Genomic DNA, 20,520 nt, shown 5'->3' with positions numbered 1-20,520 from the left:
AGAAACTTGAAATAACAGGATAGGGAATGTAACTCAAAAAAGGGGGGATTAACAGCTGTTAACCCCCCCTCTTTATAATAAAGCCACTCTATCGAATAACTTTTTCTTCTATAAGAAGATCGAATATAGCTTGCGCTTGCTCTTGCGCAGACTCATTCTTCATCACCTTACCAGAACCGCCTTGTGGTTTTGCGGTAGCCGCTTTAAAACGATCGGCAGCGGTTTTCGCTTTCACAATCTTCAGACGCTTTGGACGCGCTTTAGCAGGCGCTTCGCTCCAATCCACACGAACAGAATCTTCAACTGTAGAACCCTTTTGGCTATCCATCTTAGCGCGTAGACCTGGGCCAAACGCACTTTGTCGTGCTGCTTCAGCAGCATTATCAATGGACGCAATAAAAGGAAGCTTGACGGTTACTTGACGACGTTGACCACGAGGAAGCGCAAGTAACACTTGAGCCTCACCCTCTTTAATGTCAACGATGTCAGCAACGCGTGCAACAATCGGCCAACCTAGCTGCTCTGAAAGAATGTAAGGCGTCATACCTGATGACTCTCCACTCTCTGCACGAACACCCGTTAAAACGATGTCGGCTTTTTCGCTTTTTAAGTAATCAGCAATAGATACTAATGCGTCGGCACTTTCGTCTTGTTCAAGAACTGTGACTTTTGGAAGCCCCATGCCGGCATATTGACGAAGCACAGGCTCCTGCGAAGAACCGGCATGAACGACGTCTAAATCAGTGCCAGCTAACTTAAGGCCTAACTCAACCGCCCTACTATCTTGGTCCGCACGACGAGAGCGACCAGACTGAGGGTGACGACCTACCGAGATTAAAGAAATCACTTTATGCGGCATGACTGTCCTCCTCTGCTTGATCACTTACACTTGTGTTTTTGTGCTCAGCAGCCAGTTTCATCAACTCACTAAGAATCTCTTCACTGTCACCAATAACACTTAGCGCGGCGCGTTTAACCATATCACAACCAGCATCAGTATTGATCGCAACTACTTTATCTACTTGACCAATACCTTGCATGTGCTGAATCGCGCCAGAGATACCAACAGCGATGTAAACCCGTGCCGTTACCCACGTACCAGTAGCACCAACCTGACGTGAACGAGGCATGAAGCCATCGTCTACCGCCACACGACTAGCACCTTCTGTCGCACCCAACACTTTCGCGGCGTCGTGGAATTGATCCCAGTTATGGATACCATTACCAGCCGATAATATAAACTCAGCTTCAGCCATTGGGATCGCATTTGGATCGACGTCCATAAGACCTTGGTCTTGAATCGTTGGCGCAGACACAGAAACGCCGTCCAACGTAATCGGTGTTGCTTCATGACGCGACTCGTCAATTGCATCCGCACACTCTTCAAGAAGCATAAGTATTTTTGGTGTCTTGCGCGTTATATCTAAGCTAGCAGAAGCGCCACGGCTTACTGTCTGCTCAGCATTTACTTGCCAAGCTTGTGTCGCAGGGCGCTCACCTAGACGAGCCGCTAAACGAGAAGCAAGATCACAACCACCATGAATACTGTCAGGGAACAACCAGTGCTTAACTGGGTATTGAGCCTCTACTTGAGCCAATGCTTGTACACGAGCCTCAGGCGAATAACCTTCAAACGCTTCACCATCGATATGCAATAGGCGGTCAACGCCCGCTGTATCGAAATGCTCTTCTTTTACCTCACCGAAACACACAGCAACGACGGCGCCATTACCGCCTTGCTCTGCAATCAATTTATGCGCAAGACCTAAAATATCTTTATCGTGACCAGTCAAACGACCACCCACTAGATCCGCGACAACCATGATGTAGTATTCAGGGCTATCCACTTTGTGCAGAGGCAATTGAACCTCTTGAGCAGCCGATGAACGCTTCCCTTTCGGTGCAGATGAGTTACCTTTTAAACGGTCAATACGCTTAATGCCATTCGGTCCGATAAACCCAACTTTATGTGGGAATTTACGGAGCAAACCTGAAGGGCCACGAACTTCGCCGCCCTCTTCTTGGTTTGCGTATTGATCATGTAGTGGGTGCAGGCGGTTACGAATAATCCACTCTGCACGCGGGTCACGACGAATGATGTCACTCATTAGTGAACCTCCTCAGCTAATTGATCCACTAGGATTTCAGAGATGTCTTTGACCACTGGACGAGGCTCAACAACACCTTCAAGCATGGCAGTACATTGCTGACAACCTACGGCTACTAACTCAGCACCCGTTGTGCTCGCATCTTCCATACGCATATCAGCAATACGACGTTCACCTGGAATATCCGTGATTGGAGCACCACCGCCACCGCCACAACAGCGTGAACGGAAACCAGAGCGTTCCATCTCAGCGATTTCGATACCCAAAGAACGCAAGAGCTCACGTGGCGCTTCGTACTCACCGTTATAACGCCCTAAATAACAAGGATCATGATAAGTTACTTTGCCACCCTTGAACGCATCAAGCTTCAAGGCTCCAGACTGAACCAGTTGATTTAAGAATGTAGTATGGTGCAAAACTTCAACACCTTCCAATGCACCCTCTTTATCAAAGTCAGCGTATTCATTACGTAGACAATGGTAAGCGTGTGGATCGGTTGTCACAATTTTCTTAAACTTGTACTGACCAAGCGTTGCTAGGTTACGCTGCGCAAGGCTTTGGAAAGTTGCATCATCACCTAAACGACGTGCCACATCACCACTGTCTCGCTCTTCATCACCTAGAATTGCAACATCAACATTTGCATGCTTCATTAGTTTAACGAACGCACGAAGGATACGCTGACTCCGCATATCAAATGCACCGTCAGAGACCCAGAACAATACGTCGGTTTCTTTTTTCTCTTTCATTACCGCTAGATTTTGGTCGGCCGCCCAGTTAGTACGACTACCTGGAGCATAACCCCCTGGGTTATCTGTAGCGATAATATTCTCAAGTACTTCTGAACCTTTGTTTGGTGTCTCACCTTTTTCCATAGTAAGGAAACGGCGCATATCAACGATCGCATCAACATGCTCAATCATCATCGGACACTCTTCAACACAGGCACGACAAGTCGTACATGACCATAGTGTTTCTTGGCTCACAAGACCCGCAGTGATAATCTCATTCGGACCACCTTTTGCGTTGCCTACTTCTTTACCTGGGTAAGGACTACCTGCGTAGTTCGCATCCGTACCACCAGCAAGACCAACAACCATGTCTTGAATAAGCTTTTTCGGGTTCAATGGTTGACCCGCAGCAAAGGCAGGACACATCGCCTGACATTTACCACACTGTACACACGCATCAAAACCAAGTAGCTGATTCCATTTGAAATCACTCGGTTTAGCAACACCAAGTACATCACCATCAAGGTTTACCGGCTTAAGACCTGTAGAACGGCCACCGCCAAAACGCTCTGAGCGCCGATGGAATGCTAAATGAAGTGCACCTGCGAAGGCGTGTTTCATTGGTCCACCCCAGCCCATACCGAACAACAGTTCGCCAAGGCCGATGACAATACCAACACTCAATACAGCGATCATTAAGACACTGCCTGAAGCGTCTGGCAAAATGCCCGCCGCTGGTAGGGTCAAAACGATGAAAGTAAGCGAGTAAATAATCAAACTTTTCGGCAAGCGCATCCAAGGCCCTTTTGACAGGCGCTCAGGTGGATTAAGACGACGTTTGAAAACAAAGAACGCACCTGTCAGCATAATCAGCAACGCACCAATCAACGCCCAAGCAACAATTTGTTGTTGAACATTGAATACATGCACGATCAGCACAAGCACCATAGAAAGAACGAAACCACCACCCGTTGCAACGTGTGTACGTGACATATATTTGTCGCGCTCAACTACGTGGTGCAAATCTTTAAGGTAGCGTCCGGGCATCGCTAGCAGACCAGCGATGAGATTGACTTTTTCAGGTTGGCCTGCACGCCATAGACTGACACGGCGTAACGCGCCGATAACACCTAAAGCAAGCAGTACAACAATAAGAACAGAAGGTAACCAGTCGATAACCATCTTTCAACCCTCATATAGCAATAAAGAGGCGGCCGCATTGCCGCCTCTTGGGTTCGGTTTTGTTGGTTTAGTTTTGAATGGCTAAACGATTATAGATCTTTACATAGACGTAGAGCATCGTACATTGCAGCGTGAGTGTTACGTTGAGATACGCAATCCCCTAGACGCCACAAGATCATGCCATCACCACTTTCAGAAAGTACTGGCTGTGGTTTGATGTCGAACATTGCTTCAACATCAAGCTGACCTTTGTTACGAGACTCTTCTTTCAGTTCGTAGTAAAGCTCTTCGTTTGGACGAGTGCCGTTTTCAATCACCACTTGGTCTACAACACGCTCTTCATGCTGACCTGTGTACTCGTTTTCAAGCACCGCTACTAGGTTGTCACCTTCACGGTAAACTTTCTCTAGTAGGAAGTCAGACGTCATTACGACTTCTTTCTCGTATAGAGAGCGGTAGTAAGTTGGGAACGTTGTACCACCGATACCAACACCAGGTTTAATATCGTCAGTAACGATTTCAACCAATGAACCTTTAGAAGATAGGTAGTCAGCTGCTGACAAGCCTGAGAATTCACAGATTGTATCGTAGATAAGAACATTCTTACCTGGTTCAACTTTACCGTTTAGGATATCCCAGCTCGATACACATAAACCCTCTTCCGCACCCCATGCTGGGTTTTGCTCCATGTATGGGCGGCCACCTGTCGCCATGACACACACGTCCGGCTTCAGATCACGAATCATCTGAGCATCGGCAGTGACACCAGTGCGAACATCAACACCTAGGCGATCAAGCTCCATCACCAACCAACGTGTGATACCAGCAATTTGGTCACGCTGAGGCGCTTTAGATGCGATCGTAATCTGACCACCTAACTCATCAGCACGCTCTAAAAGCGTAACTTTGTGCCCACGTTCTGCTGCAACACGCGCTGCTTCCATACCACCAGGGCCACCACCAACAACCACTACGTTGCGGATAGGTCCTTCAGTCTTCTCAATAATATGAGGCAAGCCCATGTATTCACGAGAGGTCGCCGCGTTTTGGATACATAGAACATCAAGACCTTGATACTGACGGTCGATACAGTAGTTTGCACCCACACACTGACGAATCTGATCAACTTGGTCGTTTTTGATTTTCGCGATCAAGTGCGGGTCAGCAATGTGTGCACGTGTCATACCAACAAAGTCAACATAACCCGCTTCAACGATACGTTTTGCCTGGTTTGGATCTTTGATGTTCTGTGCGTGAATAACCGGAACACTGACTACTTCTTTGATGCCTGCTGCCAAGTGTAGGAATGGCTCTGGCGGGTAGCTCATGTTTGGAATTACGTTCGCTAGCGTGTTGTGTGTATCACAACCAGAACCAACAACGCCAAAGTAGTCAATTAGACCTGTGTCGTCGTAGTACTTAGCAATTTGTTTCATGTCGTCGTGGTTTAGACCATCAGGATGGAACTCGTCACCTGTGATACGCATACCTACAACAAAGTCTGGACCTACTTCAGCACGAACCGCTTTAGCAACTTCAAGACCAAATTTCATACGACCTTCGAAAGAACCACCCCATTCGTCAGTACGTTTGTTTACACGAGGAGACCAGAATTGGTCAACCATGTGTTGGTGTACCGCAGACAGCTCCACACCGTCAAGGCCACCTTCTTTCGCACGACGTGCCGCTTGTGCGAAGTCGCCAATAACACGCCAAATTTCTTCTACTTCAATTGTTTTACATGTCGCACGGTGAACCGGCTCACGAATACCAGAAGGAGACATAAGGTTAGGCCAGTTTTCACCGTCCCAACGAGAACGACGACCCATGTGAGAAATCTGGATCATGATCTTACCGCCGTGCTTGTGCACTGCATCAGCAAGATTCTGGAAATGAGGAATAATACGATCTGTCGATAAATTGACAGAGCTCCACCAGCTTTGTGGGCTGTCAATGGATACAACACTTGATCCACCACAGATACACAAACCACAACCGCCTTTCGCTTTTTCTTCGTAGTACTTAACATAGCGATCGGTAGTCATACCACCGTCGGTTGCATAAACCTCTGCGTGAGCCGTACTGACAATACGGTTACGAATGGTTAATTTATTGATATTCAGTGGCTGAAACAGCGCATCAAACTGGGACATAGTGGAACCCCGCCTTTTTTAAACGATAGACTGACAATTAATATAATAATAATTAAAGCGGTGTTACTTCGAAGTAACCCACATCACAACCTTCTTCGGCTGCACATTGCGTTTGCTCTGCTTTAGTGCGAACAGATAGACCTTGCGCTTCCGCGATTTGGTCAAGCGCCCCCGCAAACCAACCAGTAAACATGTAATCGATTTTACGATTGACTTTTTTACCGTGAATTTTTTCGTAGTGGTAAACAAAAGCTGAATTTTCTAAACGTACTTTTGCTGTACCTTTTTCGATATCTAACTCTTCCGTAATGAAGAAGCCCCAACCGCGTTGAGAAAGGCGTTTTAGGTAGTGATGCCAAACATCAGCACCAGACAGACCGTGACACTCAGCTTCTTGCTCACACCAGAAATAAGCTGATTTGTAGCCAGCTTTGTAAAGAATCTCAGCGTAACGTTCTGCGCCGATTTCATCTTCGATACCCATGTGGTTGTTTACAAAGAAGTGACGTGGAACGTAAAGCATTGGCAACGCATCTGTTGTCCATACACCTGTTTCATCATTTACTTCGATTGGCATTTCTGGAGCATGTACACCCATTTTTACACCTCAATTCTTATTGTAAGCTGGAACCGCATCGCGACTCCTAAAACTCTATTAAAACAAAGTTGAAGCCGATGAACTTTGCAGTTATCGACTTCCTTTGATCGCTATAAGCCGTTTTTCGGCATAAACATAAAAAAAAACTACTCGCCCCATACTTCAGCAAGCAGGTTCACCCAGTTTTCGCCCATAATCTTCAGCACTTGGCTTTCCGTAAAACCATGACGAAGAAGCGCTTCAGTCAAATTAGGGAATTCACCAACAGTACGAATGCCTTTCGGGTTAATGATCTCTCCGAAGCGAGTAAGACGACGTGCGTAACCCTTATCATGAGTTAGGTATTCAAAGAAATCTTCGCCGTGACCTTGAGTGAAGTCTGTACCAATACCGATCGCGTCTTCGCCAACGATGTTGTAAACGTATTGAATCGCTTCAACATAATCATCAATCGTGGCATTAACGCCTGCTCGTAGGAATGGTGTAAACATAGTGACACCAACAAAACCACCATTATCAGCGATGAATTTCAACTCTTCATCGGAGCGGTTACGTGGGTGTTCTTTTAGACCTGATGGTAGGCAGTGAGAGTATGCAACAGGCTTTTTAGACTCAAGAATTACTTCTTTTGCTGTATTTGGCCCCACGTGAGATAAGTCACACAACACGCCAACGCGGTTCATTTCTGCCACGATTTCACGACCAAACCCCGACAAACCACCGTCACGCTCGTAACAGCCTGTGCCCACTAAGTTTTGGGTGTTGTAACACATCTGTGTGATACCCACGCCTAGGTCTTTTAAAATTTGAACGTAACCAATTTGATCTTCGTAAGGGTGCGCATTTTGGAAGCCCATAATAACGCCAGTTTTGCCTTCTGCTTTGGCACGATGAATGTCTTTTGTGGTACGAACTTTCGTAAGTAGATCGTTGTTTTCATCGATCATCTTATTCATGTCAGCGATGTTTTGCACAGCACCTTCAAAGTTTTCCCAGAACGACATTGTAAAGTTTGCCGCAGTCAGTTTACCTTTGGCCATGTCTTCAAATAACTCGCGATTCCAATTCGCACAAATCAAGCCATCGATCACAATAGCCTTATCATGTAATTCTGCTGCATTCATCGTTCTTTTCCTTCTATATCGAATATAGGATCAAGTGGAAGCAATACCTTCCGATTGGGTCAGTTTATGACTTACCCTAAAACTATTAGTGGCTGTAAGCGACTTTAGCGATACCAAAACCGACCTACACTACGGCACAAGCCAAGCAGGAATGATATAAACAAAGGGCGCACTGTTGCGCCCTTAGAAATGATAGTAGAAATATGCTTAAACGCGATATGAAGAAACCAAACCACTCAATTCTGAGGCTTGTTTCTGAACCTTTTTGCTTGCCTGATTCGTCTGAGCTGCATTAACACTGGTTGTCGCCGCCTCATCACGAATCATACGAATACGAACATCAATTGTTTCAGCAGAAGCCGCTTGCTGCTCCATCGCTGCCGCTATTTCAGTTGCTTTGGCAGACATATTACTAATAGAGCTAGAGATTTTAGTAAGTGCCTCAGATGCTTCATTTGATTTCTCTACCGTTTCTTCAGCTTGCTGCTTACTGCTCCCCATAACAACCACCGCATCATGTGCACCCGCTTGCAGTTTTGTAATCATTTGCTGAATTTGTTCGGTAGACTCTTGAGTACGCTGAGCCAGAGTCCTTACTTCATCGGCTACAACCGCAAAACCACGCCCCTGCTCACCAGCTCGAGCCGCCTCGATAGCAGCATTCAAGGCTAAGAGATTAGTCTGATCAGCAATACCACGAATAACATCCAGAATACTTCCAACGTCAGCCGTTTGACTCTCCAACGCCTGCAATGCCAAAGCCGCCTCTTGAACACCTTCGGACAATTTCGTTATCGCAACAGCATTACTATTAACAATCCCTGAGACCTCATGCGCATAAGAATCAGACTCTTTGGCTGCATTCGCCGTTTCATCAGCACCTTCTGCAACGTATCTAATCGTTCCCTGCATCTCTTCTATAGCGCCAGCAATGCCCAGCGTTTCATTTTGCAGCGTTTCCATACCCGCACTGGTGCGCTCAGAAGCCTCAAGCATTTGCACACCAACACTTGATAACTCATGAGATTGATTCTGAACGGTCCCCACAAGCTGATTTAAGCTCTGAATAAACGAATTGAAGCTTTTCGCAACATCCGCCAGTTCGTCATCCCCTTTTTCATCCAACCTTACCGTCAGATCACGCGCCCCTTGAGCAATATCATGCAGCGATGCTTCTAGCTTTTTAATATCGGGTAACGTTTTTTGACGCAAGACAAATAATGCAGCAACAATCAGAATCGCGGACAACAAACTGCTGATCAGAGCCACCCGTTCGGTTTGCTCTATATTGCTAATGGATAATTCCGAACTAACTTTTAAACGTGTCGCAATCTCATTTGCCAGCACATTAAGAGAATCTGAAAGTTCAACCGAAGCGTCATCAAGGCCGCCAGACCCTTTCATAAGAATATTACCTGCTTCAGTGCCATTATTTATATACGCCATCGCCATCTGGAAACCCGAGTTATAAAGCGCATCAAGCTGTTTTTTAAGATCAGCGACCTTAGCGGTGTACTCAGGTAAATATACCGTCAATCTGTCTAGACTCTGCTTTGCCCCTTTTAAGCTTTGTTGCGCCTCTGGCAGTGCGTCATCACCTCGGGTCGCCCCCATATCCGTTAAAAACTGCTGCACCTGAACCGTGTAATAACGAGCATCTTTCATAGCGCTCATCGCATTAGCTAGCCCAAACTCTTCGCGAATGGATTCTTGATTACTGCTTAAACCATACTCTGTGACCGCATACAGTGCCGTCAAAATAAAAATCACACCGCCGATCACTAACCCATACAGACGATTAATTGTCATAACTACCCCAATAAACTAGCTTCAATAAACATAATTCCATACTAAGAAAAATCTTTTTTAATATAAAAAACTTTAATGTAGTTATTTGTCTAAATCATATTATTCCAATTACAAACCGTTAACGTAGCACCAAGAAGCCCTTTCCCTTATAATGGCCTTTCCCTGAAAACCATGTTCGAGGCGTTAACTCAATGCAATTAACCAGCTTAAATGCGATTTCTCCGATCGACGGGCGTTATGGCTCAAAAACCAATGCTCTGCGTCGCTCTGTAAGCGAATACGGCTTACTTCGTATGCGTGTAATCGTAGAAGTTCGTTGGCTACAAGCACTTGCTGCTCATTCTGAAATTGTGGAAGTGCCAGCGCTTAGCGCTGAAGCAAACACTATCCTTGATGACTTGGCGGCTAACTTCTCAGAAGCCGATGCACAATCTATCAAAGATATCGAGAAAACGACTAACCACGATGTAAAAGCGGTTGAGTATTTCATTAAAGATAAGATTGCTGGTAACGCCGAGCTGGCTGCTGTTTCTGAATTCGTTCACTTTGCGTGTACTTCTGAAGACATCAACAACTTGTCACATGCATTGATGCTTAATGAAGCATTGGCTGAAGCCATCCTGCCTGAGATGAAAGCCGTGCTTTCTTCTATTGAAACGCTCGCGATCGAACATGCCGATCAATCTATCCTATCACGTACACACGGCCAAACGGCTTCGCCAAGTACTGTTGGTAAAGAAATGGCAAACGTTGCTGCTCGTCTACGTCGCCAAATCAAGCAAGTAGAAGCAGTTGAGTTTCTTGGTAAAATCAACGGTGCCGTTGGTAACTACAATGCTCACCTTTCTGCGTACCCTCAAGTAGACTGGCAGGCACACGCGGAAAAGTTTGTAACATCCCTTGGTTTAACGTGGAACCCGTACACAACTCAGATCGAGCCACATGATTACATTGCTGAGCTGTACGATGCTATCTGTCGTTTTAACACCATCCTGATCGACTTCGACCGTGACGTTTGGGGTTATATTTCTCTTGGCTACTTTAAACAGAAAACCATCGCCGGAGAAATTGGCTCGTCTACCATGCCACATAAAGTTAACCCTATCGACTTCGAAAACTCGGAAGGCAACTTGGGTATCGCAAATGCTATCATGGGCCATCTGAGCGCTAAACTGCCTATCTCTCGCTGGCAGCGTGACCTAACGGATTCGACTGTTTTACGAAATCTAGGTGTTGGTTTAGCACACAGCCTAATTGCTTACCAAGCCTCTTTGAAAGGCATCAGCAAGCTTGAAATCAATGCAAAGCGCCTTAATGAGGACCTAAACTCTTCATGGGAAGTGTTAGCTGAACCTATTCAAACCGTTATGCGTCGCTACGGCATAGAATCTCCTTACGAGAAACTAAAAGAGTTAACGCGAGGTCAAACGATCAACCAAGAAATTATGCAAGAGTTTGTTGATAAGCTTGAACTTCCAGAACAAGCAAAAGAAGAGCTAAAAGCTCTAACGCCTTCAAACTACATTGGTAATGCTGTTGCTCAAGCGAAAGCTATCCGCGACTAACCTCGGCCAATAACTGTTTTTCTTATATACAAAGAGCCGCTCTTATGACGGCTCTTTTTTTTGATGAGAACCCATATGAATATCGATACGCCATTAAGCATACTCGCAGGCATCAGCGCCAAAACATTCTACCAAGACTATTGGCAAAAGAAGCCTCTATTAATTCGTGGTGGAGCAAAAGACATAGAACTACCGATCAGCGCCGATGAGCTTGCAGGTCTTGCTATGGAAGAAGAGGTGGAATCGCGTATTGTTATTGAACACGGTGAAACACCTTGGCAGCTTCTACAAGGCCCATTCGAGGAAGAGGATTTTGGCTCTTTACCAGAAAAAGAATGGACACTTTTAGTACAAGCCGTTGATCATTGGGTCCCTGAAGTTCAAGCACTAAGAGAACGGTTTAACTTCTTACCAAGCTGGCGTGTCGACGATATAATGGTCAGCTATGCAACAGAAGGTGGCAGTGTTGGTCCACATTACGATCAATATGACGTATTTTTAGTTCAAATGGCCGGTAAACGCCGTTGGCAAGTTCTGTCGCCAGAGCAATACCAAGACAGCGCTCTACAAGATACTCAACTTCATATATTAGATAATTTCACCACTGACCCGACTCAAGACTACGAACTTGAAGCGGGAGACATTTTATATCTCCCGCCTAACTTTGCTCACAACGGCCGTGCCTTAGACAATGAATGCATGACGTTCTCTGTTGGCTTTCGTGCACCTTCGACGCAAGCTGCCTTACAAGGCATTACTGACAAGCTTTGTGAAGAAATAAATGAAAAGGATCGTTTCTCTGCGCCGGAACCACTAGAGCGTGATCACCATGCTGAGATTCAAGCCAGTGATGTTGAGCATTTAAAACAAAAACTAATTAAGCTGATTGATTCACCGGCGCTTTTAGCTAGCTGGTTAGCAGAGTCTATGAGTGAGTCAAAATACCCAGAATACAATGTCCAATTAAATGACGAAGAACTCTCTGAAACCTACCAACAGGCTTTAAACGGAGACACCTTTATTCGACCAGGCGATGCAAGAATCTGCTACTTTTTATCAGAAGATAAACAGTCATGCGCTTTATTCTGCAGCGGACACTCTATCGAAGTTGACGCCGAACTTGTGCCGTTTATTCAAGCTATTTGCGATCAAGAAGAGTTTGATTTTAGTGGCCTAAATATTGAGCAGCACACTCAATTACCGGACACGCTTAAGTTTTTACTTCAACATCAAGCAATCATTGCATTGCCACGCGAAGACGAGGACGCATAACGGTATGAAAGTTCTGACATCGGACTGGAACAGCAGCAAAGCTCAACTAATGTTTGTACGTCGTCAAGTCTTTATTATAGAGCTCGGGGTTGACGAGCGAGACGAATGGGACGAACAAGATGAAAGCGCTGTACACTTTGTTGCATTTGGAACAACGGCTGTACCGATTGGTGTATGTCGTCTAACAGAGGACGGCCAAATTGGCCGACTTGCCGTACTACCCAACTATCGTCAGCAAGGTAATGGCACTTTACTGCTTAGAAAGGCATTACAAGTTGCACGTGAAATGAACCTTAAAGACATCTATTTACATGCCATGGTGGATGTTCAAACATTTTACCATGCACATGGATTTGAAACGGATGGGCGAATATTCATGGAAGCAGGCAAACCACACATCAAAATGGTTCGAACACTTTAATTTTGCCTAACTAAGCATAAAAAATAGGAGCTAAAAGCTCCTATTTTTTTCATTGTTAGATGATGGCGATTAGCTCAACATCGAATACCAATGTCGCGTGAGGCGGGATAACCGCACCCGCGCCTTGCGCGCCATAGCCAAGTTCAGCAGGAATTGCGAAACGGTATTTCGAACCTTCTTTCATCAGCTGTAGACCTTCCGTCCAACCAGCGATAACGCCAGCTAATGGGAACTCAATTGGCTCACCACGTTGAATCGAGCTATCAAATACCTGACCATCAACTAAGCGACCTTCGTAATGCACGCGAACAGTCGAAGACGCTACAGGTTGGTTACCAGTTCCCTCTTCAATGACTTCGTACTGAAGACCAGAAGCGGTTACCTGAACACCTTCACGCGTTTTATTTTGTTCAAGGAAAGCTTCGCCCGCTGCCACAGTTTCCGCCGCAGCTGCTTTTGATTTTTCTTCCATTGTCGCTTGAAGCTCAGCAAATGCGGCTTCTAGTTGCTCAGCTGGAACAGCCATTGGCTGGTCATTTAAAGCATCTTTAATCGCAGCAAATAGGTGATCTAGGGAAAGCTCGCCTAGATCACTACCACGAAGTTGATCACCGATCTGACGACCGATACCGTAAGCAATTTTCGCTTCATTTGTGTCAAAAGACAGTTCAGACATGATGTTATCTCTTTGGTGTCGTTAAAAATTCGCGCAAAGGATAACATAACCAATTAACGTTGCCGACTATCGACAACAAACAAGCTATAGACACCATTAATGATATCAATTATCATTTTCACAAATTCCACTGTAGGACAAAATCATGAGAAACTTGGTTGCTATTATACTAGTTCCAACAAAATCTCAACAAAGATGGAGCACGTTCCTATTTGTTGGTGCGATTTTAACCATTACAGCCTTTGGTTTTATTTTTGACGGATATCAAGACAGCGCTAACCAAAGCAATCTACTTTAAGACAACGCAAATTTGATTTGCGTCACGTCACCTTAATATGGAAGGATTAGACTTAGTAATCATCCTGATGAGGAGAAAAGTGATGTTACAGAAAATCCGTACGATTCTATTTGCTTGTGATTTAGAGCCAAAAACTAACCAAGCTATGGAGATGGCTTTGAATATGGCAATTGCTAATCAAGCAGAAATCGTTCTAATGCATGCCATAGAGCCCGTTAGTGCTCAAGCTGCCAATATGATCAACAATTACATCTCAGATGTAACCATCAAAGAAATGCGCGAAGAAGCTGATCGTTCTACCTTGGAACGAATGCAAACCTACTTAGGTCAGTTTATGGAAGCGTACGCAGAAGAAATGAAAGAACTGCCAGCTTTCCCTAGACTTGAATTAGCACACGGTGCGCCAGCAGAAGTCATTGAAGCGACCGCCGAAAAAGTAGGTGCTGACTTAATCATTATGAATAGCCGTACACATAGCCGCATTGGCCAAATGGTTATCGGGTCAACCGCAAATAAAGTAGTTCATCACAGCCGTGTACCTGTTATGGTTGTACCAATCATCAATTAAGAAGCACTCTTAATATAGACTTGGGCACGCAAAGTACTGTATAAATAACCATAAATATACAAAATTTGTGTGTCCATGATCCTTTATATTGCCGAAAAACCCAGTCTTGCAAGAGCGATTGCGAGCGCCCTACCTACTCCACAAAAAAAGCATGATGGATATATTCTGCTTCCCAATGGGGACTGTGTCACTTGGTGCATTGGACACTTGCTAGAACTCGCCGAACCACATGACTATGGCCCACAATATAAGCAATGGAATCTAGATCACCTACCAATAGTGCCTGCCGAGTGGCAATGGAAAGCAAAGAGCAATACCAAGAAACAGCTATCCATAGTTAAAAAGCTAATAAAAGAAGCCAAGCAAATCGTACATGCTGGCGACCCCGATCGTGAAGGACAATTACTGGTAGATGAAGTATTGCATTTCGCTAAAGTACCGAAGCGAAAGCTTGAACAAACTCAACGCTTGTTGATCAACGATTTAACCGTCGCTGCCGTAAAAAAAGCCTTAAATACACTACGATCCAACCAAGAGTTTGCCGCACTTTCTCGTTCAGCTTTAGCGCGTTCTCGAGCAGATTGGCTATACGGCATTAATCTAACTCGAGCCTATACAGTGAAAGGCCGTCAAGCAGGCTACAACGGGGTACTATCTGTTGGCCGTGTGCAAACGCCTATTTTGGGGCTCGTTGTACAACGCGACAAAGAACGTGAGAATTTTGTCTCGAAAGCTTTTTACCAAGTCATCGCTCATTTAGAAACGAACACACTCCCCTTTCAGGCCAAATGGCAGCCTAGTGAAGCCTGTGCCCCCTATCAAGACGAAGAAGGGCGTGTCTTGAGTCGCCCTTTGGCTGAAAATGTAGCCAAAAGAATCACTAACAAACCAGGGCACGTAAAACAATACGATAAGAAGCCAAAGCAGCAATCAGCACCGCTTCCCTATAATTTATCGGCCTTGCAGATCGACGCAGCGAAAGCCTTTTCAATGACCGCACAAAAAGTCCTTGATGTTTGCCAAGCACTTTATGAGCGCCATCAAATGATTACCTACCCGCGTTCAGATTGCCGCTATTTACCAACCGAACAGTTCAAACAAGCGAAAACAATTATTGATCAGTTAAAGACGTTAGCCCTTCCCTTCTCTGCAGCGGCACAAGAAGCGAACCCTGCTACACGTAGTAAAGCCTGGAATGACAAACAAGTGGGTGCCCATCACGCCATTATCCCAACCTCCCAAACGGGTTCATTTAGCAAACTGAATAATGATGAGCAGAAAGTCTTTGAACTGATCGCACGCCAATATTTTATCCAGTTTATGCCAGTCCACAAATACTTGGCGACCAAGATTCTAATTGAGATTGAAGGTGGGAACTTTGTTGCGCAAGGTATCACGGTTACAGAATTAGGCTGGAAACACCTAATGCCCAAGTCCAAAAAGGAAGACACTGAACTACCTATATTGGTCGTAGGGCAACAAATACACTGCCAAAAAGGCGAAGTTCTCGACAAGGAAACCACACCGCCAGAGGCTTTCACCGATGCAACACTGCTTGCAGCAATGACTGGGATCAGCCGCTTTGTCAGCGATAAAGAAATCAAAGCCATCTTGAAAGAAACGGATGGACTCGGAACAGAAGCCACGCGCGCGGGTATTTTAGAACTACTTTTTAAACGGAGCTTTTTGACCCGTCAGGGGAAGCAAATACATGCGACGCCAACCGGACGAGCTCTAATTGAGGCATTACCGAACAGTACAACCGTACCTGACATGACAGCAAAATGGGAATCCATGCTAAATGACATTAGTCTGAATAAGCAGAGCTACCAAACCTTCATGCACGAACTGGATCAAGCGCTACGTAATCTAATACACAGCGCCCGAGAAGGCTCTATGAGCCAATTTGCCTCATTACCCAAAACAAGCAGCACACCTAAAAAGAAACGCACCTACACTCGTAAGAGTAAACGCTCTAGTAAAGCGAAACCCACAACCTAGCCAAGTGCCAGCCAGATCCCGACACCGACCATCAACGTACCTGCGATACGGTTCATTATTCGAACATTACCACTCTGCATTAACAGAGTACGCATTGTGCGACCACCCGATGCGTAAATCAGCAGGCATGCAAATTCTAAAGTCAGGATAATTGCGACAAGACTAACAAGTTGTTGCGCTAACGGCTGCTCGGGAACGAGAAAAGGCGGTAATAAAGCAACAAAAAATGCCCACCCTTTAGGATTAGCAATAGCCGTTATAAACCCCTGAGACATTAATTCAAACGCGCTTGCTGGACGCCCACTATCACCATCAGCCTTGATCGCCATTTTCCCTCGTGACAACCACATTAAAACACCAATGTAGGCTAAATAAGCTCCACCAACATATTTAAAAATGATAAAGATAGTCGGGTAATTTAGTAAAAGCGCTGCGACACCTATAGACGACAAGGTGGCCACTAAGCCAACTCCAGCTAGCTCGCCTACCATCATCCATAAAGAACGCTTAACACCAATGGTCATTCCCAACGTCATAGCAAGTGTCATACACATACCAGGCGTGATAGAAACAAAGAAAAAAGTTGGAACAAATACCGACAAAAGAGCGAAGTTCATTGCAGCTTACCGAATTAGATTAATAACCGCATTTAAATTGCCAGAAGCCATACGAATTGACAACATCAAGCCAGTGAAAATAATTACAAAGCTGTTTGCTTTTAGAAGTGCTTCTTACGTTTAAATTCACCGTCTTCCATGAATTTTTGCCATTCATCATCAAGACCTTCTTCCGCCTCACTGTCCTCCAGCGTTGAAGCTTCCATTTCGGCTTCACGCTGCTGCAGAGCTAAATCATCTTGAATTTCTTGGATAGTTTCTTGGTACTTATTGATCAATTCAATCGCTTCAGTCTTCTCTTCAATGGGCCTTAACTGATTGATCGCCTCATTATACTCACTGATCGCGTCTTCCATTTTATGAGTAAGGAAAAACTGCCTAGCCAAGTAAGAGTGATGATCTGCATTGATTTTGTAGCGAAACCAATGAAGTAATTCATCGTATCGCGCAAAGCTATCCTCATCAATTTGCTTAGCCGTTTTTGCCGTCTGCAAATAGCCATGGAATGATTCGAACAGACGCTTCATTTCCATTATTTGAATTTCGTCAACAACCGGTTTCGCTCGACGCTTCTCTTTACTGCTTTGGAACTGCTGCATCTCCTCATGAAGAAAACGTCGACGTCGTGATAAAGGCTCATCAGGCTGAACAGCCAATAGCTCGTCGCAAATAGCAATCATACGAGCGTACAACCATAAACGCATGTCTTTTGGTTGATACTGAGCGGGTAACTCATCTAAATAGCGGCGCACTTGACGCAACTGATTGTTAAGCAGCGCGACTTTACGCAACCGCTCAATCCGAGCCTGTTCTTTTAATTGTAGATAAATAGCAAACGCAATAAAGCCACCGATTACCATCAACAGTAGCGTTACGATAATTGCAGTCATATTTTCGTTTTCCGAAGCGCTAATACGTTATTGTTATATCAACCAATCTTCCCCAATAAAAAAGGGCTTAACTGGCTGTAGAATTGTTTCCAAATAGTTCTGTTTCAATCCGCTGGATAGTGTTTTGCAGTTTTTTGAGCACCGGGTCTGCCTGCTCAAATGTCGCTACTTTTTCCATCTCAGCAAGTGCTAAACGAAGTTTTTCAAGCGCACTGGCTTTTTTATCAAGTTCCAAACTTGCTTGGGCTTCTTTCACAAGCAAATCATGATGCGCTAAGCAATACGAGAAACGAATCTGTGCCACTTGGTCCTTTGCCGTTGCTTTATCAACTAAATCACTATTAACCAGCCCTCTTAATAACAGCGGTACAGATTGCAACCCTTGTTGCACGTGAGACAACTGAACATGTGTCTGCACTTTGTCATTAATGGACGCCTGCTGACCTAGCTTGAGTTCTTCTAAAAGCTGCAGATACCCAGGCAATGCACTTTCTAAGTCTACTACCAGTTTATGTCGGCCAAGTAAGTGAATACTTGAAATTAAGTATTCCAACAAGACAACTTTCGTTGTCAGAGGTAAATAGCGATCAGGTAATACATTCAATAAGTCTGCAACACGGTAGCTACGCTTACTGAGCTGTTCTAGTTCGCGTTGCTGCTTCTCTTGGCGCTCTTTATAGAGTCTCAACAGCGATATAATCAGTATCGCCAATAGCAATACCACTGTCACGATAATTATAATTGTTACGATAAAGCTGCCCGACACGAGATCACCATGAAGATTAGAAAAGTCTAAACTCTAAGCATATAAAAAAACCGACCATTATGCATGATCGGTTTTTAAAGTATTCAAAACTAAGATGAGGTTTACGCGACTGAGAAACCTAGCAACGCATAGAAAATAATCGCTGATAGTATCCCTGAAGCAGGAACAGTAATAACCCATGCCGCAGCAATACGTATCAGTGCAGAGCGCTTCACTAACTCTTTCTTAGTTGCTTTCTTAAGACTCTTACGCTCATCACGTGAGATTGGCGCAGCGCTACGAAGAGACTTGACTTCACGTAAAATCGCACGTTTTTCCGCCACATCCGCTAACTTAAATCGCTCAACGAATGCCTGCGTTTCATCTTCACCAAGGCCTGAGCTAGTCGAGTGTTTCTCTATTTGAGCCAATTTTTTCTCGTAAGAAAGCTTCAAATATTCGCGCAAGAAGCCAACACCAAAGATACCACCTACCGCAATGTGCGTAGAGCTCACTGGTAAGCCAAGCTGAGAAGCGATAATTACCGTAATTGCAGCGGCCATTGCCACACAGAAAGCTCGAGTCTTATCCAGCTCTGTGATCTCTGAACCCACAGTACGAATAAGCTTAGGGCCAAACAATGCTAAACCAATGGCAATACCCAAACCACCTGTCAACATAACCCACAGCGGAATAGACGCTTTAGCAGAAACACCACCATGCATTAGAGCATCATTGATTGCAGCCAACGGTCCAATTGCGTTTGCAACGTCGTTGGCGCCGTGAGCAAAACTCAATAGTGCAGCAGAAACAATCAATGGAATAGTAAATAAGCTATTGACCGCGTCTTTATCATTCTTAAGTGCATTTGCTGCACGGTCGACTGCAGGGCGAACAATAAAGTAGACGGTTAACGCCAGACCTAAGCCTATCAATAAAGCCGTAACAATATCCAGATTCCAGATCTTCTTGAGACCTTTCATTGCTAGGTACGTTGAAAAAGCCCATACCATTAGAGCAACCAAAAATGGCACAACTTTTTTAGCCGCTTCTATCCTGTCACTCTTGTACATGACGGATCGTTTAATATAGATCAAAAAAGACGCAGCGATAATGCCACCCAATGCAGGTGAGATCACCCAACTAGCAACAATCGCGCCCACTTTATCCCAGTTGGCGATATCCCAACCACCGGCGGCAATACCCGCTCCCATAACACCACCCACAATCGAGTGAGTCGTTGAGACTGGCGCACCTAGATACGTTGCCAAGTTCAACCAAATTGCGCCAGCCAATAAAGCAGCCATCATAACCCAGATAAATGTTTCTACATCTGCAATCGCATTAGGGTTAATAATGCCTTTTTTAATGGTCCCAACAACACTACCGCCAGCAACAATTGCCCCCGCCGCTTCAAATACTGCTGCAATTAGAATCGCTCCAACCATAGACAAAGCTTTAGAGCCTACTGCAGGGCCAACGTTGTTCGCTACGTCATTGGCACCGATATTTAACGCCATATAAGCGCCAAAAGCGGATGCAATAGCTAAGATAGAAATGTTTGAGATGCCCTCTCCATGCGTATACGCATAGTAGCCAGACAAAACAACGAACGCTAGAGCGATCAAAATCCGAACGATATCACCGCCACGGGTAGTCTTTGAGCTTGTGCCGTAATCTGTAAGATCCATAAAAAGATACTTCTTAAAAAATTAAACGACGCTGGTTGGCGAATCTTCACCTAGCCGCTCTTTTCCTAGAG

General features: G+C 45.0%; 17 protein-coding genes. 5 read left to right on the top strand and 12 right to left on the bottom strand.

The genetic code is table 11. From position 1 onward, the window contains the following. Positions 1 to 88 precede the first annotated feature (88 nt). The 7 genes from ACPUEK_RS08115 to ACPUEK_RS08085 form a co-directional block, all read right to left on the bottom strand. Positions 89 to 859, bottom strand: a complete 771-nt coding sequence (locus ACPUEK_RS08115) for an electron transfer flavoprotein subunit beta (protein WP_067034631.1) — start codon at positions 857 to 859, stop codon at positions 89 to 91. Then, a complete protein-coding gene (locus tag ACPUEK_RS08110) occupies positions 849 to 2,108 on the bottom strand; it encodes an electron transfer flavoprotein subunit alpha/FixB family protein (RefSeq protein ID WP_425642879.1) in 1,260 nt (419 codons plus the stop codon). Before ACPUEK_RS08110 ends, ACPUEK_RS08115 begins: the two co-directional genes overlap by 11 nt. Further along, on the bottom strand, positions 2,108 to 4,021 hold the full coding sequence (locus ACPUEK_RS08105) for a (Fe-S)-binding protein (protein WP_067034635.1): 1,914 nt from the start codon (positions 4,019 to 4,021) through the stop codon (positions 2,108 to 2,110). Before ACPUEK_RS08105 ends, ACPUEK_RS08110 begins: the two co-directional genes overlap by 1 nt. 89 nt (positions 4,022 to 4,110) lie before the next feature. Beyond that, entirely contained in the window at positions 4,111 to 6,174 is a 2,064-nt protein-coding gene (gene dgcA, locus ACPUEK_RS08100) for a dimethylglycine demethylation protein DgcA (protein WP_067214956.1), read from the bottom strand. A gap of 52 nt (positions 6,175 to 6,226) precedes the next feature. Continuing rightward, positions 6,227 to 6,772 (bottom strand): DUF5943 domain-containing protein, encoded by a 546-nt coding sequence (locus ACPUEK_RS08095; RefSeq protein WP_067034640.1) that lies wholly within the window; start codon positions 6,770 to 6,772, stop codon positions 6,227 to 6,229. Between the two features lie 146 nt (positions 6,773 to 6,918). Further along, on the bottom strand, positions 6,919 to 7,896 hold the full coding sequence (locus ACPUEK_RS08090) for a dipeptidase (protein WP_067034641.1): 978 nt from the start codon (positions 7,894 to 7,896) through the stop codon (positions 6,919 to 6,921). 207 nt (positions 7,897 to 8,103) lie between these two features. Continuing rightward, positions 8,104 to 9,705, bottom strand: a complete 1,602-nt coding sequence (locus tag ACPUEK_RS08085; RefSeq protein ID WP_425642878.1) for a methyl-accepting chemotaxis protein — start codon at positions 9,703 to 9,705, stop codon at positions 8,104 to 8,106. A gap of 191 nt (positions 9,706 to 9,896) precedes the next feature. Here ACPUEK_RS08085 and purB point away from each other — a divergent pair, with 191 nt between their 5' ends. The 3 genes from purB to ACPUEK_RS08070 all read left to right on the top strand — a co-directional run bounded on the left by purB (position 9,897) and on the right by ACPUEK_RS08070 (position 12,963). Further along, entirely contained in the window at positions 9,897 to 11,270 is a 1,374-nt protein-coding gene (gene purB / locus ACPUEK_RS08080; protein WP_067034645.1) for an adenylosuccinate lyase, read from the top strand. Positions 11,271 to 11,345: 75 nt separating this feature from the next. Next, positions 11,346 to 12,542: a JmjC domain-containing protein gene (locus ACPUEK_RS08075; protein ID WP_425642877.1), complete on the top strand. Its 1,197-nt coding sequence runs from the start codon at positions 11,346 to 11,348 to the stop codon at positions 12,540 to 12,542. 4 nt (positions 12,543 to 12,546) lie between these two features. After that, complete coding sequence (locus tag ACPUEK_RS08070) at positions 12,547 to 12,963, top strand: GNAT family N-acetyltransferase (protein ID WP_425642876.1); 417 nt, start codon at positions 12,547 to 12,549, stop codon at positions 12,961 to 12,963. A gap of 55 nt (positions 12,964 to 13,018) precedes the next feature. Here ACPUEK_RS08070 and ACPUEK_RS08065 read toward each other — a convergent pair whose 3' ends face one another. After that, positions 13,019 to 13,639 carry an FKBP-type peptidyl-prolyl cis-trans isomerase gene (locus ACPUEK_RS08065; protein ID WP_425642875.1) on the bottom strand — a complete coding sequence of 207 codons (621 nt, stop codon included), beginning with the start codon at positions 13,637 to 13,639 and terminating at the stop codon, positions 13,019 to 13,021. Positions 13,640 to 14,019: 380 nt separating this feature from the next. Here ACPUEK_RS08065 and ACPUEK_RS08060 point away from each other — a divergent pair, with 380 nt between their 5' ends. Together ACPUEK_RS08060 and ACPUEK_RS08055 are read left to right on the top strand one after the other, a co-directional pair. Beyond that, complete coding sequence (locus ACPUEK_RS08060) at positions 14,020 to 14,505, top strand: universal stress protein (RefSeq protein ID WP_067034655.1); 486 nt, start codon at positions 14,020 to 14,022, stop codon at positions 14,503 to 14,505. Between the two features lie 75 nt (positions 14,506 to 14,580). Then, entirely contained in the window at positions 14,581 to 16,506 is a 1,926-nt protein-coding gene (locus ACPUEK_RS08055; protein WP_425642874.1) for a DNA topoisomerase III, read from the top strand. Here the strand turns inward: ACPUEK_RS08055 and ACPUEK_RS08050 are convergent. The 4 genes from ACPUEK_RS08050 to ACPUEK_RS08035 all read right to left on the bottom strand — a co-directional run bounded on the left by ACPUEK_RS08050 (position 16,503) and on the right by ACPUEK_RS08035 (position 20,449). Continuing rightward, entirely contained in the window at positions 16,503 to 17,123 is a 621-nt protein-coding gene (locus ACPUEK_RS08050; RefSeq protein ID WP_067034665.1) for a LysE family translocator, read from the bottom strand. The genes ACPUEK_RS08055 and ACPUEK_RS08050 overlap by 4 nt on opposite strands. Positions 17,124 to 17,224: 101 nt before the next feature. Continuing rightward, the gene (locus tag ACPUEK_RS08045) at positions 17,225 to 18,013 is read right to left on the bottom strand and encodes a hypothetical protein (RefSeq protein WP_425642873.1); all 789 of its coding nucleotides are present in this window, start codon (positions 18,011 to 18,013) and stop codon (positions 17,225 to 17,227) included. Between the two features lie 67 nt (positions 18,014 to 18,080). Beyond that, positions 18,081 to 18,779 carry a hypothetical protein gene (locus ACPUEK_RS08040; RefSeq protein WP_067034675.1) on the bottom strand — a complete coding sequence of 233 codons (699 nt, stop codon included), beginning with the start codon at positions 18,777 to 18,779 and terminating at the stop codon, positions 18,081 to 18,083. Positions 18,780 to 18,880: 101 nt separating this feature from the next. Next, positions 18,881 to 20,449, bottom strand: a complete 1,569-nt coding sequence (locus ACPUEK_RS08035; RefSeq protein ID WP_067214976.1) for an inorganic phosphate transporter — start codon at positions 20,447 to 20,449, stop codon at positions 18,881 to 18,883. Between the last annotated feature and the right edge of the window lie 71 nt (positions 20,450 to 20,520).

Origin of the sequence: Marinomonas gallaica (assembly GCF_049821165.1) — a bacterium.
GTDB classification, from domain to species: Bacteria; Pseudomonadota; Gammaproteobacteria; order Pseudomonadales; family Marinomonadaceae; genus Marinomonas; species Marinomonas gallaica.
This window is presented reverse-complemented; position numbering and strand designations above follow the sequence as displayed.

Excerpts from the sequence above, each read along its gene's own strand:
- ACPUEK_RS08115 (WP_067034631.1), bottom strand. The coding sequence starts at position 859 with ATGCCGCATAAAGTGATTTCTTTAATCTCGGTAGGTCGTCACCCTCAG.
- ACPUEK_RS08110 (WP_425642879.1), bottom strand. The coding sequence starts at position 2,108 with ATGAGTGACATCATTCGTCGTGACCCGCGTGCAGAGTGGATTATTCGT.
- ACPUEK_RS08105 (WP_067034635.1), bottom strand. The coding sequence starts at position 4,021 with ATGGTTATCGACTGGTTACCTTCTGTTCTTATTGTTGTACTGCTTGCT.
- dgcA (WP_067214956.1), bottom strand. The coding sequence starts at position 6,174 with ATGTCCCAGTTTGATGCGCTGTTTCAGCCACTGAATATCAATAAATTA.
- ACPUEK_RS08095 (WP_067034640.1), bottom strand. The coding sequence starts at position 6,772 with ATGGGTGTACATGCTCCAGAAATGCCAATCGAAGTAAATGATGAAACA.
- ACPUEK_RS08090 (WP_067034641.1), bottom strand. The coding sequence starts at position 7,896 with ATGAATGCAGCAGAATTACATGATAAGGCTATTGTGATCGATGGCTTG.
- ACPUEK_RS08085 (WP_425642878.1), bottom strand. The coding sequence starts at position 9,705 with ATGACAATTAATCGTCTGTATGGGTTAGTGATCGGCGGTGTGATTTTT.
- purB (WP_067034645.1), top strand. The coding sequence starts at position 9,897 with ATGCAATTAACCAGCTTAAATGCGATTTCTCCGATCGACGGGCGTTAT.
- ACPUEK_RS08075 (WP_425642877.1), top strand. The coding sequence starts at position 11,346 with ATGAATATCGATACGCCATTAAGCATACTCGCAGGCATCAGCGCCAAA.
- ACPUEK_RS08070 (WP_425642876.1), top strand. The coding sequence starts at position 12,547 with ATGAAAGTTCTGACATCGGACTGGAACAGCAGCAAAGCTCAACTAATG.
- ACPUEK_RS08065 (WP_425642875.1), bottom strand. The coding sequence starts at position 13,639 with ATGTCTGAACTGTCTTTTGACACAAATGAAGCGAAAATTGCTTACGGT.
- ACPUEK_RS08060 (WP_067034655.1), top strand. The coding sequence starts at position 14,020 with ATGTTACAGAAAATCCGTACGATTCTATTTGCTTGTGATTTAGAGCCA.
- ACPUEK_RS08055 (WP_425642874.1), top strand. The coding sequence starts at position 14,581 with ATGATCCTTTATATTGCCGAAAAACCCAGTCTTGCAAGAGCGATTGCG.
- ACPUEK_RS08050 (WP_067034665.1), bottom strand. The coding sequence starts at position 17,123 with ATGAACTTCGCTCTTTTGTCGGTATTTGTTCCAACTTTTTTCTTTGTT.
- ACPUEK_RS08045 (WP_425642873.1), bottom strand. The coding sequence starts at position 18,013 with ATGACTGCAATTATCGTAACGCTACTGTTGATGGTAATCGGTGGCTTT.
- ACPUEK_RS08035 (WP_067214976.1), bottom strand. The coding sequence starts at position 20,449 with ATGGATCTTACAGATTACGGCACAAGCTCAAAGACTACCCGTGGCGGT.